The 16,036-nt window shown below is 57.8% G+C and carries 18 protein-coding genes; 11 read left to right on the top strand and 7 right to left on the bottom strand.

What is annotated here, in order from left to right:
* Both ABLX76_RS12725 and ABLX76_RS12720 read left to right on the top strand, forming a co-directional pair.
* Positions 1–187 (top strand): hypothetical protein (locus tag ABLX76_RS12725; RefSeq protein WP_205416085.1); only part of this gene is annotated, 187 nt, incomplete at its 5' end.
* Between the two features lie 162 nt (positions 188–349).
* A complete protein-coding gene (locus ABLX76_RS12720; RefSeq protein WP_086076015.1) occupies positions 350–1,081 on the top strand; it encodes a transporter substrate-binding domain-containing protein in 732 nt (243 codons plus the stop codon).
* Between the two features lie 43 nt (positions 1,082–1,124).
* On the opposite strand, the gene orn is transcribed toward ABLX76_RS12720, so the two are convergent.
* Positions 1,125–1,670 (bottom strand): oligoribonuclease, encoded by a 546-nt coding sequence (orn, locus tag ABLX76_RS12715; protein ID WP_348874617.1) that lies wholly within the window; start codon positions 1,668–1,670, stop codon positions 1,125–1,127.
* Between the two features lie 94 nt (positions 1,671–1,764).
* Here orn and rsgA point away from each other — a divergent pair, with 94 nt between their 5' ends.
* The 3 genes from rsgA to mscM all read left to right on the top strand — a co-directional run bounded on the left by rsgA (position 1,765) and on the right by mscM (position 7,302).
* A complete protein-coding gene (gene rsgA / locus ABLX76_RS12710) occupies positions 1,765–2,826 on the top strand; it encodes a small ribosomal subunit biogenesis GTPase RsgA (RefSeq protein WP_023291707.1) in 1,062 nt (353 codons plus the stop codon).
* Between the two features lie 160 nt (positions 2,827–2,986).
* Entirely contained in the window at positions 2,987–3,949 is a 963-nt protein-coding gene (gene asd / locus ABLX76_RS12705) for an archaetidylserine decarboxylase (RefSeq protein WP_004206431.1), read from the top strand.
* Between the two features lie 23 nt (positions 3,950–3,972).
* Positions 3,973–7,302: a miniconductance mechanosensitive channel MscM gene (gene mscM / locus ABLX76_RS12700; protein WP_017900929.1), complete on the top strand. Its 3,330-nt coding sequence runs from the start codon at positions 3,973–3,975 to the stop codon at positions 7,300–7,302.
* Positions 7,303–7,350: 48 nt separating this feature from the next.
* Here the strand turns inward: mscM and epmA are convergent, their stop codons facing one another.
* Entirely contained in the window at positions 7,351–8,328 is a 978-nt protein-coding gene (gene epmA, locus ABLX76_RS12695; RefSeq protein WP_004206428.1) for an elongation factor P--(R)-beta-lysine ligase, read from the bottom strand.
* 274 nt (positions 8,329–8,602) lie between these two features.
* On the opposite strand from epmA, the gene frdA reads away from it, so the two are divergent.
* From frdA to ABLX76_RS12670, 5 genes are all read left to right on the top strand, one after another.
* Complete coding sequence (gene frdA / locus ABLX76_RS12690) at positions 8,603–10,393, top strand: fumarate reductase (quinol) flavoprotein subunit (RefSeq protein WP_032454622.1); 1,791 nt, start codon at positions 8,603–8,605, stop codon at positions 10,391–10,393.
* Positions 10,386–11,120, top strand: coding sequence for a fumarate reductase iron-sulfur protein (frdB, locus tag ABLX76_RS12685; protein ID WP_004177729.1), 735 nt, complete (start codon positions 10,386–10,388; stop codon positions 11,118–11,120). The genes frdA and frdB overlap by 8 nt, the downstream gene beginning before the upstream one ends.
* Before the next feature lie 10 nt (positions 11,121–11,130).
* Entirely contained in the window at positions 11,131–11,526 is a 396-nt protein-coding gene (frdC, locus tag ABLX76_RS12680; protein ID WP_002885530.1) for a fumarate reductase subunit FrdC, read from the top strand.
* A 10-nt stretch (positions 11,527–11,536) separates the two neighbouring features.
* Positions 11,537–11,896, top strand: a complete 360-nt coding sequence (gene frdD, locus ABLX76_RS12675) for a fumarate reductase subunit FrdD (protein WP_002885526.1) — start codon at positions 11,537–11,539, stop codon at positions 11,894–11,896.
* A 113-nt stretch (positions 11,897–12,009) separates the two neighbouring features.
* Positions 12,010–12,543: a lipocalin family protein gene (locus ABLX76_RS12670; RefSeq protein WP_032454621.1), complete on the top strand. Its 534-nt coding sequence runs from the start codon at positions 12,010–12,012 to the stop codon at positions 12,541–12,543.
* Here ABLX76_RS12670 and sugE read toward each other — a convergent pair.
* The 4 genes from sugE to efp form a co-directional block, all read right to left on the bottom strand.
* Positions 12,540–12,857 (bottom strand): quaternary ammonium compound efflux SMR transporter SugE, encoded by a 318-nt coding sequence (sugE, locus tag ABLX76_RS12665; RefSeq protein ID WP_004206425.1) that lies wholly within the window; start codon positions 12,855–12,857, stop codon positions 12,540–12,542. The two genes, ABLX76_RS12670 and sugE, sit on opposite strands and share 4 nt — an antisense overlap.
* A 143-nt stretch (positions 12,858–13,000) precedes the next feature.
* Positions 13,001–13,147 carry a lipoprotein toxin entericidin B gene (ecnB, locus tag ABLX76_RS12660; RefSeq protein WP_004206423.1) on the bottom strand — a complete coding sequence of 49 codons (147 nt, stop codon included), beginning with the start codon at positions 13,145–13,147 and terminating at the stop codon, positions 13,001–13,003.
* A 157-nt stretch (positions 13,148–13,304) separates the two neighbouring features.
* Positions 13,305–13,436, bottom strand: coding sequence for an entericidin A/B family lipoprotein (locus ABLX76_RS12655; protein ID WP_004206422.1), 132 nt, complete (start codon positions 13,434–13,436; stop codon positions 13,305–13,307).
* 73 nt (positions 13,437–13,509) lie between these two features.
* Positions 13,510–14,076 carry an elongation factor P gene (gene efp, locus ABLX76_RS12650; RefSeq protein WP_004206421.1) on the bottom strand — a complete coding sequence of 189 codons (567 nt, stop codon included), beginning with the start codon at positions 14,074–14,076 and terminating at the stop codon, positions 13,510–13,512.
* Between the two features lie 41 nt (positions 14,077–14,117).
* Between efp and epmB the strand changes: the two genes are divergently transcribed.
* A complete protein-coding gene (gene epmB / locus ABLX76_RS12645) occupies positions 14,118–15,146 on the top strand; it encodes an EF-P beta-lysylation protein EpmB (RefSeq protein WP_261901839.1) in 1,029 nt (342 codons plus the stop codon).
* Between the two features lie 130 nt (positions 15,147–15,276).
* Here epmB and ABLX76_RS12640 read toward each other — a convergent pair whose 3' ends face one another.
* Entirely contained in the window at positions 15,277–15,921 is a 645-nt protein-coding gene (locus ABLX76_RS12640) for a winged helix-turn-helix domain-containing protein (RefSeq protein WP_080901643.1), read from the bottom strand.
* Positions 15,922–16,036: the final 115 nt, after the last annotated feature.

Here is a 16,036-nt window from a genome sequence, read left to right as displayed (position 1 = left end):
AACTCGCGACCCCGACCTTGGCAAGGTCGTGCTCTACCAACTGAGCTATTCCCGCGTTACTGCATTTTTTGCCATATTTCGATGGCGTCGTAATTTGCATTTCTGCGTCGTTACGGGAGGCGCATTATACGAGAATTCGATGCCCCTGCAACCCCCTGTTCATCACTTTTTTGCGTTTTTTGTTTAAATGGATATTTTCTCGCCACCTACGCCGCTGAATTGTATAAATAAGCGTCATTTCGGGCAAAATCGCTTTTTCCGCCCGCCTGAATGACGCAAAATCGCTCGCATCATACAGCGGTGGCGCGACGTAAAACGAGGCCACCACGCCGCCAAACAGGGAATTAGCATGAGAAAAGTCCTCACCGTCCTGCTGCTGAGCACGCTGGCCATCGGAACCGCGTCAGCCGAGACGCTCCATTTTGGCACCAGCACGGCCAATCCGCCGTTTGTCACCGCCAACGGCAAAAATCAGCCTGTCGGCTTCGATATCGATCTTGCCCAGGCCCTGTGCCAGCAGATGCAGGCGCAGTGCCAGTTCACGGCGCAGCGTTTCGATACGCTGATCCCGGCTTTACGCTTCAAGAAATTTGACGCGGTGATTGCCGGCATGGAAGTGATCCCGATGCGTGAGAAGCAGGTCGCCTTCAGCCGTCCCTATCGCCAGGCGCTCTCCGGTGTGGTGATCGTCAACAAAGATGTCGCCCATACCTTTGCCGACCTGAAAGCCAAAAAAGTCGGCGTGGTGAAAGGCACACTGCATCAACACTATCTGCGTGATAAACAGAAAGCCGTACAGGCTGTTCCTTACGACGACGTCGCCAGCGCCCTGGCCGCGCTGAAGGCCGGGCAAATAACCGGCGTCATGGGCGACTTCGCCACCCTCGACGCCTGGCAGCAGGAGAACCCTGACTACGCCATCATGGATGAACGGGCCACCGACCCGGTTTATTACGGTAAGCAGTATGCAATTGCGGTGCGCAAAGACGATCCGGAGCTGCTGAATGCGATCAACGATGCCCTGACTGCGGTCATGGCGACGCCTGACTTCCAGCAGATGCAGCAGAAGTGGTTTAAATAACGCAGAAAGGTGTACCGGGCCGCGCACAGGGCCCGGTCGCGGTTTACAGCTTAATGAAATGCTCGCGGTAGTAAGCCAGCTCGGCGACTGACTCGCGGATATCGTCCATCGCCTGATGGGTACCCTGCTTTTTAAAGCCGTCGAGAATTTCCGGCTTCCAGCGACGCGCCAGCTCTTTCAGCGTGCTAACGTCCAGATAGCGATAGTGGAAATAGGCTTCCAGTTGCGGCATGTACTTAAACAGGAAGCGACGATCCTGGCCGATGCTGTTGCCGCAGATCGGCGACTTGCCCGCCGGCACCCACTGCTTAAGAAACTCAATGGTCGCCAGTTCGACGTCGTGCTCGCTGACGGCGCTGGCCTTCACGCGATCCACCAGCCCGCTGCCGGTATGCGTCCGCACATTCCACTCGTCCATCAGCGCCAGCTGGGCATCCGATTGATGCACCGCGATGGTCGGCCCCTCGGCCAGAATGTTCAGGTTGGCATCGGTCACCAGGGTGGCGATTTCAATAATGCGATCGCGCTCCGGATCCAGCCCTGTCATCTCAAGATCGATCCAAATGAGGTTGTTTTCATTTGCACTCATGCTATTTTCCACCCTTCTTGCGTGACTATATTCATCTAAAATAGCGTGTATCATAGAGGTTTTGCCCCATCAGGGCGACCAGGAGCCAGTTCGATTGAGTAAAAATAAACTCTCCAAAGGCCAGCAGCGCCGCGTCAAAGCCAACCACCAGCGCCGTCTGAAAACCACTGCGGAGAAGGCCGACTACGATGACAACCTGTTTGGCGATACGTCGGAAGGCATTGTCATCAGTCGCTTTGGCATGCATGCCGACGTCGAATCCGCTGACGGCAGCGTGCATCGCTGCAATATCCGCCGGACGATCCGTTCGCTGGTCACCGGCGACCGCGTGGTCTGGCGGCCGGGTAAAGACGCCGCCGACGGCGTAAGCGTCAAAGGGATCGTCGAAGCGGTTCACGATCGCGCCTCCGTCCTGACGCGCCCGGATTTTTACGACGGCGTGAAGCCTATCGCCGCCAATATCGACCAGATCGTGGTGGTTTCCGCGATCCTGCCTGAGCTGTCGCTGAATATTATCGATCGCTATCTGGTGGCCTGCGAGGCGCAGGATATCGAGCCGTTAATCGTCCTGAACAAAATCGATCTGCTGGATGACGATGGCCTGCGCTTTGTCAATGAGCAAATGGACATCTACCGCAACATCGGTTACCGCGTACTGCTGGTCTCCAGCCGTACTCAGGACGGCCTCAAGCCGCTGGAAGCGGCCCTGACCGACCGCATCAGCATCTTCGCCGGGCAGTCCGGGGTGGGTAAATCAAGCCTGCTGAACGCCCTGCTGGGGCTGAATGAGGATCAGATCCTCACCAATGATGTCTCGGACGTTTCCGGCTTAGGCCAGCACACCACCACCGCGGCGCGCCTCTACCACTTCCCGCACGGCGGCGATGTGATTGATTCACCGGGGGTACGTGAGTTCGGCCTGTGGCATCTGGAAGCGGAACAAATCACCAACGGCTTTGTCGAATTCCATGATTATTTAGGCCGTTGCAAATATCGCGACTGTAAACACGATACCGATCCTGGCTGTGCGCTTCGCGAAGCGGTAGAGAGCGGCAAGATCGCCGAAAGCCGTTTCGAGAACTACCACCGCATCCTGGAAAGCATGGCGCAGGTACAGGTAAAAACGCGTAAAAACTTTTCCTCGACCGATGACTGACCATTAAGCTGAGCGTCACGTCAGGCGCTGCCGGGTAGCGGTGATGACGCGGCTTACGCGGATGCCATTTGGCGAGTTTTACGTATAGAATCGTCCCCTTTTTTCAGGTCCCCGCCCGCAGGCGGGGTCAGGAACGACATATCATGGCCTGGAGGCTACTTTGTTAAACGATCTTAAACTTTCACTGCAATACATTCTGCCTAAACTGTGGCTCACCCGCCTCGCAGGCTGGGGTGCGAGCAAACGCGCAGGTTGGCTGACGAAGCTGGTCATCGATCTGTTCGTGAAATACTACAAGGTCGATATGAAAGAGGCGCAGAAGCCGGATACCGCGGCCTATCGCACCTTCAACGATTTCTTTGTGCGCCCGCTGCGCGACGACGTTCGCCCGCTGAATACCGATCCTAACGTACTGGTGATGCCGGCCGACGGCGTGATCAGCCAGCTTGGTGCCATTGAGAACGATAAAATTCTGCAGGCCAAGGGCCACGACTACAGCCTGGAAGCCTTACTGGCCGGCAACTACCAGATGGCCGACCTGTTCCGTAACGGCAGCTTCGCCACCACCTATCTGTCGCCGCGCGACTATCACCGCGTGCACATGCCGTGCAACGGTATCCTGCGCGAAATGATCTACGTTCCTGGCGACCTGTTCTCCGTTAACCATCTGACGGCGCAGAACGTGCCAAACCTGTTCGCCCGTAACGAGCGCGTCATCTGCCTGTTTGATACTGAGTTTGGCCCGATGGCGCAAATTCTGGTGGGCGCGACTATCGTCGGCAGCATCGAGACCGTGTGGTCCGGCACCGTAACCCCGCCGCGCGAAGGCATTATTAAACGCTGGACCTGGCCCGCTGGCGACAGCGAAGGCTCCGTCGCCCTGCTGAAAGGCCAGGAGATGGGCCGCTTCAAACTGGGCTCCACCGTGATCAACCTGTTTGCCCCGGGCCAGGTGAAGCTGGTCGACACGCTGCAAAGCCTGTCCGTGACTAAAATCGGCCAACCGCTGGCGACAACGGTGGAAGCAACCACCGCCGCTGAACCGGCGCCGTTACCGGAAGAAGAGATCCGCGCCGAACATCGCGCCAGCCCGCTGGTTGACGATAAACAAGACCAAGGTTAATTCTTCAGCAAAAGGGTTATGCCGTGCGCCTGATATACACTTTCCTGTTGGCCTTGAGCCTCAGTTTCGGGGCGTACGCTGCGACAGCCCCGGATGCTAAACAGATAACCCAGGAACTGGAACAGGCGAAGGCGGCAAAGCCCGCCCAGCCTGAAACCGTTGAAGTTCTGCAGTCCGCCCTGAACGCGCTTGAGGAGCGAAAATCGTCTCTCGAGCGCGCCCGTCAGTATCAGGACGTTATCGACAATTTCCCCAAACTGTTTCAAAGCCTGCGTGCCCAGCTCAACAATCTGAGCGAAGAGCCGCGCCAGGTGCCAGTCGGCCTGACCGCCGATGCGCTGAACCAGGAGATCCTCCAGGTCAGCAGCCAGCTGCTGGAGTCAAGCCGTCAGGCGCAGCAGGAGCAGGATCGCGCGCGTGAAATCGCCGACTCCCTGAACCAGCTGCCGCAGCAGCAAACCGACGCCCGGCGTCAGCTCAATGAGGTTGAGCGCCGCATCGGCACGCAAACCGGCAACAATGCCCTCGCCCAGGCGCAAAATCTTGCCCTGCAGGCGGAATCGGCACGCCTGAAGGCGCTGGTGGATGAGCTCGACCTTGCCCAGCTTTCCGCCAATAACCGCCAGGAGCTGTCGCGCGCCCGTTCTGAACTGGCGCAAAAGCAGAGCGAGCAGCTGGATGCCTATCTGCAGGCGCTGCGTAATCTGCAGAACAGCCAGCGCCAGCGGGAGGCGGAAAAAGCGCTGGAGAGTACCGAACTGCTGGCGGAGAACAGTGAAAACCTGCCGCCGGACATCACCGCCCAGTTTAAAGTCAACCGCGAACTCTCCCAGGCGCTGAACCAGCAGGCGCAGCGTATGGATCTGGTGGCGTCCCAGCAGCGGCAGGCGACGAATCAAACGCTGCAGGTGCGCCAGGCGTTAAACACCCTGCGCGAGCAGTCGCAGTGGCTGGGCTCCTCTAATCTGCTGGGCGAAGCCCTGCGCGCCCAGGTGGCGCGGCTGCCGGAGCGCCCTCGCCCGCAGCAGCTGGATACGGAGATGGCGCAGCTGCGCGTGCAGCGTCTGCGCTTTGAGGATTTACTCAGTAAGCAGCCGCAGCTGCGGCAGATCCGTCAGGCCGACGGCGAACCGCTGACCAGCGAGCAGAACAAGATCCTGCAGGCGCAGCTACGCACGCAGAACGAGCTGCTGAACTCGCTGCTGCGCGGCGGCGATACTCTGATGCTGGAGCTCACCAAGCTGAAGGTCGCCAACGGCCAGCTGGAAGACGCGCTGAAGGAGATCAACGAAGCCACCCACCGCTATCTGTTCTGGACTTCGGACGTCAGCCCCATCGGCTTCTCCTGGCCGCTGGAGATCGTCCAGGATCTGCGGCGCCTGATCTCCCTGGATACCATCAGCGAGCTGGGTAAAGCCAGCGCGATGATGCTCACCAGCAAAGAGACCCTGCTACCGCTGTTTGCCGCCCTGCTGCTGGTTGGCTTCAGCATCAGCTCCCGGCGCCATTTCACCCGCTTCCTTGAGCGCTCCAGCGCTCGGGTGGGGAAAGTCACCCAGGATCACTTCTGGCTGACGCTGCGCACGGTCTTCTGGTCGATACTGGTGGCTTCGCCGCTGCCGGTGCTGTGGATGACGCTCGGCTATGGTCTGCAGTCCGCCTGGCCCTTCCCGCTGGCGGTGGCGATTGGCGATGGGGTCACCGCGACGGTGCCTCTGCTGTGGGTGGTGATGATCTGCGCCACCTTCGCCCGGCCAAACGGGCTGTTTATCGCCCACTTCGGCTGGCCGCGTAACCGCGTGGCGAAAGCGATGCGCTACTACCTGATGAGCATCGGACTGATTGTGCCGCTGATAATGGCGCTGATCATGTTCGATAATCTTAACGACCGCGAGTTCTCCGCCTCGCTGGGCCGCCTGTGCTTCCTGCTGATCTGCGGCGCGCTGGCGGTGGTCACCCTCAGCCTTAAGCATGCCGGCATCCCGCTCTACCTGGATAAAGAGGGGAATGGCGACAATATGGTGAACCGCCTGCTGTGGAACCTGATGCTTGGCGCCCCGCTGGTGGCCATGCTGGCGGCCGCCGTCGGCTACCTCGCTACCGCTCAGGCGCTGCTGGCACGTCTGGAAACCTCCGTCGCCATCTGGTTCCTGCTGCTGGTGGTCTATCACATTATCCGCCGCTGGATGCTGATCCAGCGGCGCCGACTGGCCTTCGACCGGGCCCGCCATCGTCGCGCGGAAATTCTCGCCCAGCGCGCCCGCGGCGAAGATGAGCCTGTTCACGTTAGCAGCCCGGAAGGGTCGGTGGAGACGGAGGTCAGCGAGGTCGATCTCGATGCCATCAGTACCCAGTCGCTGCGTCTCGTGCGCTCTCTGCTGATGCTGATCGCGCTGCTGTCAGTCATCGTGCTGTGGTCGGAAATTCACTCGGCGTTTGGCTTCCTCGAGAATATCTCGCTGTGGGACGTCACCTCGACGGTGCAGGGGGTGGAAAGCCTCGAGCCCATCACCCTTGGCGCAGTGCTGATTGCCATTCTGGTGCTGATCATCACCACTCAGCTGGTGCGCAACCTGCCGGCGCTGCTGGAGCTGGCGATCCTCCAGCACCTCGATTTAACGCCCGGCACCGGCTACGCCATCACCACCATCACCAAGTATTTGCTGATGCTGATCGGTGGGCTGGTGGGCTTCTCGATGATTGGCATTGAGTGGTCGAAGCTGCAGTGGCTGGTCGCCGCGCTGGGTGTGGGTCTCGGGTTTGGCCTGCAGGAGATCTTCGCTAACTTTATCTCCGGCCTGATTATCCTGTTTGAAAAGCCGATCCGCATCGGCGATACGGTCACCATCCGCGACCTGACGGGCAGCGTCACCCGCATTAATACCCGCGCCACCACCATCAGCGACTGGGACCGGAAAGAGATTATCGTGCCGAACAAGGCGTTCATCACCGAACAGTTTATCAACTGGTCGCTGTCGGACTCGGTCACCCGCGTGGTGTTGACGGTGCCGGCTCCGGTGGACGCCGATACCGAAGAGGTGACCAAGATCCTCATCGCCGCGGCGCATCGCTGTTCGCTGGTTATCGATACCCCGGCGCCGGAGGCGTTTCTCGTCGACCTGCAGCAGGGGATCCAGATTTTCGAGCTGCGTATTTTTGCCGCCGAGATGGGGCACCGCATGCCGCTACGCCATGAGATGCATCAGCTGATCCTGGCGGGCTTCCGCGAGCATGGCATTGATATGCCGTTCCCTCCGTTCCAGATGCGGCTGGAAAGTATCGACGGCAGGCAAAGCAGTAAAACCATGACCTCGGCCGGGAAAACCAGCCGACGTACGGCTGGCAGCCTGTAGGCCATACCCTGCCCGGCGGCGGCGCCGGGCAGGTTTTCTAGCTCGCCATCAGGCGCGGTCGACCGTAAAGGCGATCACTTCGCCGATGCTTTCAGCGCCCAGCGCCAGCATCACCACGCGATCAACACCCAATGCCACGCCGGAGCAGTCCGGCAGACCCGCCTCCAGCGCCGCCAGCAGGTTGTTATCGATGGGCTGCTGCGGGAGGCCGCGCGCGGCCCGCTTGCGGTTGTCCTGCTCAAAGCGAAGGCGCTGCTCATGGGCGTCGGTCAGCTCGTGGAAACCATTCGCCAGCTCAATTCCTTTGTAATAGACCTCGAAGCGCTCAGCGACCCGATGATCTTCCGGGCTGATCTGCGCTAAAGAGGCCTGAGTCGCCGGGAAATGATAAATGAACGTCGGCCGATCTTTGCCGATGTGCGGCTCCACGCCCATGGTGAACAGCAGTTGCAGCAGCGTGTCGCGATCTTCTTCAGTATCGGCGATATTGCTCAGATCCAGCTTCGCCGCGACTTCGCGCAGCTGCGCTTTATCGGCAGAGAGCGGGTCAATATCCAGATGACGCTGAAACGCCTGCTGATAGGAGAGGCTTTCCGCCGGCTGGCACTCAAGCACCTGCTGCAGCAGATCGTCCACCTCGTTGATCAGACGATACATGTCATAGCACGGACGATACCACTCCAGCATGGTGAATTCCGGATTGTGATGCCGCCCCATCTCTTCATTACGGAAGCTGCGGCACAGCTGGAAAACCGGGCCGCAGCCCGCCGCCAGCAGGCGCTTCATATGGTATTCCGGACTGGTCATCAGGTACAGATTGAGTCCCTGTGAGTGCCCCGGGCCGACGAAACGGGTTTCAAACGGGAACAAATGGATATCCGTTACCGTCGCCTGACTCATGCAAGGCGTCTCCACCTCCAGCACGCCGCGATCGGTAAAGAACCGGCGGATTTCCGCCATCACCGCCGCGCGTTTCAACAGATTGGGAATGGGTGCGCTCGGCTGCCAGGTTGCCGTCTCGCTCATGGTACTTTCTCCGATTGCAAACAAGGGCACGAAGTCTACTCGCAACCGGCGAGTGAAACAAATTTTGTGCAATCCCCGGCAGATTACATGCCATTAATCTATCGTTAACCTAAATGCATAAATATCACTGATAAATAACCGCACATATCGATAAAAAAATCGAACACGTCAATTTTCCATACTGACCCTACGGCTATACTCCTGTACCTATAAAGGAGCAGTGATACTTTTTCGCCAGCCCGGCGGCGAAATACACTAAAACTGGAGGAATGTCGTGCACACTTTTCAAGCCGATCTCGCCGTAATTGGCGCCGGCGGGGCAGGCCTTCGCGCCGCTATCGCCGCCGCCCAGGCCAACCCCAATGCCAAAATCGCCCTGATTTCTAAAGTCTATCCGATGCGCAGCCATACGGTCGCTGCAGAAGGGGGGTCCGCAGCCGTTGCCCAGGATCACGATAGCTTTGAGTACCATTTTCACGACACCGTCGCCGGAGGCGACTGGCTGTGTGAGCAGGATGTCGTCGACTATTTCGTTCACCACTGCCCGACGGAAATGACCCAGCTGGAACAGTGGGGATGCCCGTGGAGCCGCCGCCCTGACGGCAGCGTTAACGTCCGGCGCTTCGGTGGCATGAAGATCGAACGTACCTGGTTTGCCGCCGATAAAACCGGCTTCCACATGCTGCATACCCTCTTCCAGACCTCCCTTCAGTTTCCCCAAATTCAACGCTTTGATGAACATTTCGTCCTTGATCTGCTGGTCGATGACGGCCAGGCCCGCGGCCTGGTGGCGATGAATATGATGGAAGGCACGCTGGTGCAGATCCGCGCCAACGCGGTGGTGCTGGCCACCGGCGGCGCCGGACGCGTCTATCGCTACAACACCAACGGCGGCATCGTTACCGGTGACGGGATGGGGATGGCGCTGGGCCACGGCGTGCCGCTGCGCGATATGGAATTCGTGCAGTATCACCCGACCGGCCTGCCGGGCTCCGGGATCCTGATGACCGAAGGCTGCCGCGGTGAAGGCGGGATTCTGGTCAACAAAAACGGCTATCGCTATCTGCAGGATTACGGCATGGGCCCGGAAACCCCGCTCGGCGAACCGAAGAACAAATATATGGAGCTGGGCCCACGCGACAAAGTGTCCCAGGCCTTCTGGCACGAATGGCGGAAAGGGAACACCATTCCCACGCCGCGCGGCGACGTGGTCTACCTCGATCTGCGCCACCTCGGCGAGAAAAAGCTGCTGGAGCGCCTGCCGTTTATCTGTGAGCTGGCGAAAGCCTACGTCGGCGTCGACCCGGTGAAAGAACCGATTCCGGTACGCCCGACCGCGCACTACACCATGGGCGGCATCGAAACCGATCAACAGTGCGAAACCCGCATCAAAGGGCTGTTTGCCGTGGGCGAATGCTCGTCCGTTGGTCTGCACGGCGCCAACCGCCTGGGCTCCAACTCGCTGGCCGAGCTGGTGGTCTTCGGCCGCCTGGCCGGGGAACAGGCCATGCAGCGCGCCGCGCAAGCGGGCGAGACGAACGGCTCCGCCCTCGATGCGCAGGCTGCCGATGTGGAGCGTCGTCTGAAAGATCTCGTCAACCAGGAGGGTAACGAAAACTGGGCGAAAATCCGCGACGAAATGGGGCTCTCGATGGAGGAAGGCTGCGGCATCTACCGGACGCCAGAGCTGATGCAGAAAACTATCGACAAGCTGGCTGAGCTGCAGGAGCGCTTTAAGCGCGTGCGCATTACCGACAACTCCAGCGTATTCAACACCGATCTGCTTTACACCATTGAGCTGGGACACGGTTTAAACGTTGCCGAATGTATGGCGCACTCGGCCATCGCCCGTAAAGAATCGCGCGGGGCGCACCAGCGTCTGGATGAAGGCTGTACCGAACGCGACGACGTCAACTTCCTCAAACATACGCTCGCCTTCCGCGAGGCTGATGGCACCACCCGCCTGGAATATGGCGATGTGAAGATCACCACGCTGCCGCCGGCGAAACGTGTCTATGGCGCTGAAGCGGAAGCGGCTGAGAAGAAGGAGACCACCCATGGCTGAGATGAAAAACCTGAAAGTCGAAGTGGTGCGTTACAACCCGGAGGTCGACACGGCACCGCACAGCGCGTTCTATGACGTGCCTTACGATGAGCAGACCTCGCTGCTGGACGCGCTGGGCTACATCAAAGACAACCTGGCGCCCGACCTGAGCTACCGCTGGTCCTGCCGGATGGCGATCTGCGGCTCCTGCGGCATGATGGTCAATAAGGTACCGAAGCTGGCCTGTAAAACCTTCCTGCGGGATTACACCAAAGGCATCAAGGTTGAAGCGCTGGCCAACTTCCCGATCGAGCGCGATCTGGTGGTGGATATGACCCACTTTATCGAAAGTCTGGAGGCCATTAAGCCGTATATCATCGGCAATAACCGCACCCCGGACCAGGGACCAAACAAGCAGACGCCGGCCCAGATGGCCAAATACCATCAGTTCTCCGGCTGTATCAACTGCGGACTGTGCTATGCCGCCTGTCCGCAGTTCGGCCTGAATCCGGAGTTTATCGGCCCGGCGGCGATCACCCTCGCCCACCGCTATAACGAAGACAGCCGCGACCACGGCAAAAAGGAACGCATGGCGCAGCTTAACGGCCAGAACGGCGTCTGGACCTGTACTTTCGTGGGCTACTGCTCGGAAGTGTGTCCGAAGCACGTCGACCCGGCGGCCGCGATCCAGCAGGGCAAGGTGGAAAGTTCGAAAGACTTTCTTATCGCCACCCTGAAACCACGCTAAGGAGTGCATTATGACGACGAAACGCAAACCCTACGTGCGGCCGATGACCTCCACCTGGTGGAAAAAGCTGCCGTTTTATCGCTTCTACATGGTGCGGGAAGGCACGGCGGTACCGACGGTCTGGTTTAGCATTGTGCTGATTTACGGGCTGTTTGCCCTCAAGCACGGCGCCGAAAGCTGGGCGGGATATATCGGATTCCTGCAAAATCCAGTGGTGGTGATCCTCAATCTGATCACCCTGGCGGCGGCGCTGCTGCACACCAAAACCTGGTTCGAGCTGGCGCCGAAAGCCGCCAACGTCATCATCAAAGGCGAAAAAATGGGGCCAGAGCCGGTGATTAAAGGACTCTGGGTGGTGACGGCGGTGGTCACCGTGGTGATCCTGTTTGTCGCCCTGTTCTGGTAAGGAGGCTGAGATGATTAATCCCAATCCGAAACGTTCCGATGAACCCGTTTTCTGGGGGCTGTTTGGCGCTGGCGGCATGTGGGGCGCGATTGTCGCGCCGGTGATGGTGCTGCTGGTGGGCATTTTGCTGCCGCTGGGGCTCGCCCCGGCCGACGCCTTCAGCTATGAGCGCGTGCTGGCCTTTGCCCAAAGCTTTATCGGCCGCGCGTTCATCTTTCTGATGATTGTCCTGCCGCTGTGGTGTGGGCTGCATCGTATTCACCACGCCATGCACGACCTGAAAATCCATGTGCCAAACGGCAAATGGGTCTTCTACGGTCTGGCGGCGATCCTCAGCGTCATTACTCTCGTTGGCGTACTGTTTATCTGATCCTGCAAGAGCCCGGCAGCAATTCTGCTACCGGGCTCGCTTCATAGAAAAATCTTGCCGCCTTTGCCCTGCCGGACTCTACACTTAGCTTAAAAGCCAGCAAGGAGCATACCATGCGTATCCTGCCGATAATCACCGCGGTCGCCGTCTCGTTCCTGTCTGTCGCCTGCAGCACCCCTGCCCCGCCGCCGGGCGTCACCGTGGTCACCCCCTTCGACGTTCAGCGCTATCTGGGTACCTGGTACGAAATCGCCCGCTTCGACCATCCTTTTGAAAGCGGGCTTGAAAAGGTCACGATCGCCTGGCAGCCGCGCGATGACGGCGGTCTGGACGTGGTCAATAAAGGCTATAACCCCGACCGCGACATGTGGCAGAAAACGGACGGGGTGGCGTATTTTACCGGCGAGCCCAGCCGCGCCGCGCTGAAGATCTCCTTCTTCGGCCCCTTCTATGGCAGCTATAACGTCATTGCGCTGGATAAGGAGTATCGGTACGCGCTGGTCTGCGGCCCCGACCGCGACTATCTCTGGCTACTGGCGCGAGCCCCCACCATCGCCCCGGAAGTCAGGCAGCAGATGCTGGATATTGCCACCCGGCAGGGTTTTGATATCAGCAAACTGGTCTGGGTCAATCAGCGCTACAACTAGTGCGCGCTGATCTTCAGGCCAATGATGCCGACCACGATGCAGACAAGACTGGCGATACGCATAGCGCTGGCGGATTCACCTAACAGTACGATACCGGTCACAGCGGCGCCCACGGCGCCGATCCCCGTCCAGACGGCGTAAGCGGTACCCACCGGCAGGGTTTTCATCGCCCATGAAAGCAGCGCCATGCTGACGACCATCGCGACGATGGTGATGACGCTGGGAACCAGGCGGCTAAAGCCATGGGTATATTTCAGGCCGACGGCCCACACTACTTCCAGCAGGCCAGCGATAAATAAGACTATCCAGGACATAAGGCTCCTTTGCTGGGGCCGTCCCCGGATGAGAAACGCTTACGGGTCGTCCCGTAAGGTGGATGAAAAGTCGTAGTGAGTATATCCAACAGGATGGGGGAAGTGAAGAACGGTACGGCGCAAAACCGTACCGTCGAAGGCTGTTATTGCTGAGCTTTGGTTGCTGCGCCAGAGATTGCGCTGCCGCCCTCTGAAATATCCTGACCCACACCGCGCGTGGTGTTACAAGCGGTCAGTGCTGAAGAGAGGACCAAAACCGTAAAGAACGCTGCAATCGTTTTTTTCACCATAATGTCATCCTTAGTGTCAGTTTTGTTTTCATGCCCTATAAGCATAGACAAACCGTCCACAGATGAAGGGATCTTTGCGTTTTTTAAGAGAAAAGGAGTATTCGTGGAGGAAGCAGGCGCACCGGAAGGCGATCGCGGCAGGCGAAACGGAAGGAAGTCAGCTTACAGCGCGAGAGATGGCGTGACCCAGGCCCTGAATATCTTCACCGAAACCGCGGGCGGTATTGCAGCCAGACAGCAGTGCGCTGCTCAGAAACAGTAACGCCAGGAGTTTTACGCTGCGCTTCATGTGTCGTGCTCGTCGTGCCAGTACAGAAAGAGCGGCGCAGCACAGAGGCTGCGCCAGTCATCATGACGTGAAATTACTTCACGCGGGATACGTATTCGCCAGAGCGAGTATCCACTTTGATTACTTCGCCAATTTGGACGAACAGCGGCACTTTAACCACAGCGCCAGTAGACAGGGTCGCTGGTTTACCACCGGTACCCGCGGTGTCGCCTTTCAGACCTGGGTCGGTTTCAACGATTTCCAGCTCAACGAAGTTCGGCGGGGTGACCGCGATCGGCTGGCCGTTCCACAGGGTCACGATGCACTCAGCCTGATCCAGCAGCCATTTGGCATTGTCACCGATCGCTTTCGCATCAGCAGACAGCTGTTCGAAGGTTTCGTTGTTCATGAAGTGCCAGAACTCACCGTCGTTATACAGGTAAGTCAGGTTCATATCGACAACGTCCGCGCCTTCTGCAGAATCAGTAGATTTGAAGGTTTTCTCAACGCGGGTGCCGGTCAGCAGACGGCGCAGCTTAACGCGCGCAAACGCCTGGCCTTTACCTGGTTTAACGAATTCGCTGGCTTCTACCGCATAAGGTTCGCCATCTAACATGATTTTAAGACCAGCACGAAAATCGTTGCTATAGTAAGTCGCCATAAGGCCCTCTGAAATTGTTTAACTGGTAGCTAAGCCACAAAATGGCGCATATTGTAACCCTAAATACCCCATCCAGAGAAGATTGGATAACGCAACTTGCCAATGTTGTGACCAGTCCTGATGAACTGCTGCGTCTTTTAAATGTAGACGCTGATGAAAAACTGCTCGCCGGACGTGAGGCCAGACGCCTGTTCCCGCTGCGCGTCCCGCGCGCGTTTATTGCCCGAATGGAGAAAGGCAACCCTGACGATCCGCTGCTTCGTCAGGTACTTACCGCCGAAGAGGAGTTTATCGTCGCCCCCGGCTACTCCACCGATCCGCTGGAAGAACAGCACAGCGTCGTGCCCGGCCTGTTGCACAAATATCGCAACCGGGCCCTGCTGTTGGTGAAAGGCGGTTGCGCGGTCAATTGCCGTTACTGCTTCCGCCGCCACTTCCCTTATGCCGAAAATCAGGGCACCAGGCGCAACTGGCAGACGGCAATGAACTATATCGCTGAGCATCCGCAGCTTGATGAAATCATCTTCTCCGGCGGCGACCCGCTGATGGCGAAGGACCATGAGCTTGACTGGCTAATGACCCAGCTGGAAGCCATTCCGCACGTTAAGCGTCTGCGTATTCACAGCCGCTTGCCAATCGTGATCCCGGCGCGCATCACCGAGACGCTGACCAGCCGCTTCCACCATTCGTCGCTGCAGGTGATCCTGGTTAACCACGTCAACCACGCTAATGAAATTGACGGCGAGTTTCGCGCGGCGATGGCCATGCTGCGTCAGGCGGGCGTCACGCTGCTTAACCAGAGCGTGCTGCTGCGCGGGGTGAACGATAACGCGCAAACCCTGGCCGATCTCAGCAATGCGCTATTCGATACCGGGGTAATGCCCTACTACCTGCACGTGCTGGACCGGGTACAAGGGGCGGCACACTTTATGGTCAGCGATGATGAAGCCCGTGAAATCATGCGTGAACTGTTGACCCTCATCTCCGGCTATATGGTGCCGAAGCTGGCGCGAGAGATCGGCGGCGAACCCAGCAAGACGCCGCTGGATTTAGGACTGAAGCAGCGTTAGCTCCCCCTCCTTTGTCTGCCAGGTCGTGCTGGCAGACATCTTAATATGAATACACCGTCAGGTTGGGACTAACATACTCGGCAATCCACTTTACCGTTACCTTCTCAATATAAACCCCAATGGCGGCGTATTATCGATGTAACACGATCAGTACGATAACATTAATAACTATCATCACGACAATCAGCGCGATTAACCAGGTGGGAACTTTAAAGGTTATATGTAATCGTTCCGATACTTTCTCTGCCACCTTCACGCTATTTTCCCGCTTATCACTCTCCTGGATTGCTAAATTCACTGGTAATGGAAGACTTAATTTATGGTCAGTTTTTCCCGTATCATTGAAAATGATATCAGCAGTTTTACTACTGTGAAAATGCGTTAATCTTTCCCGATTCATATTCTCGCACTCTTCATCCGAGAGCGGGATAACCAAAGTATCCGGGGCGACGCTAAAGCCTTTTTGCCTGACGGTGATAATGATATCCTCAGAGAGTCCGGCTTTGAGCAGCGATTTTCTTAACAAAGAGATATTTTGATAAAATGTATTTTGCGAAACTACCACTCCCCGTGTTTCCCATACAGCCGCCAGAAATTCATCCCGAGAAATCACTTTGCCGCAATTCTGCAATAGCAGCAGCAAGCATCTGGCGGTAGGCGCATTGAGGCTGATGCTCTCCCCATTCCCGGCAAGCGGTCGCAGCTCATTCATATTGGCATTAAATATAATCTCCTGATTAATTATACAGCCATTAAATAATGCAATGTCATCCATATCCTTGCCCCACGCAACCCTATTATCCATAACAAAAATAAATAATCCCAGCTAAACCATGGCGTGAACATTATCGCTTCAGACAGAAGCGGGGTCAGTTCACATTGAACTTCAG

The sequence above is a fragment of the Klebsiella sp. JB_Kp004 genome, assembly GCF_040065795.1.
Classification (GTDB): Bacteria; Pseudomonadota; Gammaproteobacteria; order Enterobacterales; family Enterobacteriaceae; genus Klebsiella; species Klebsiella quasipneumoniae.
Note: the sequence above shows the minus strand (reverse complement) of the source record. Positions and strands in the feature narration are given on the sequence as shown.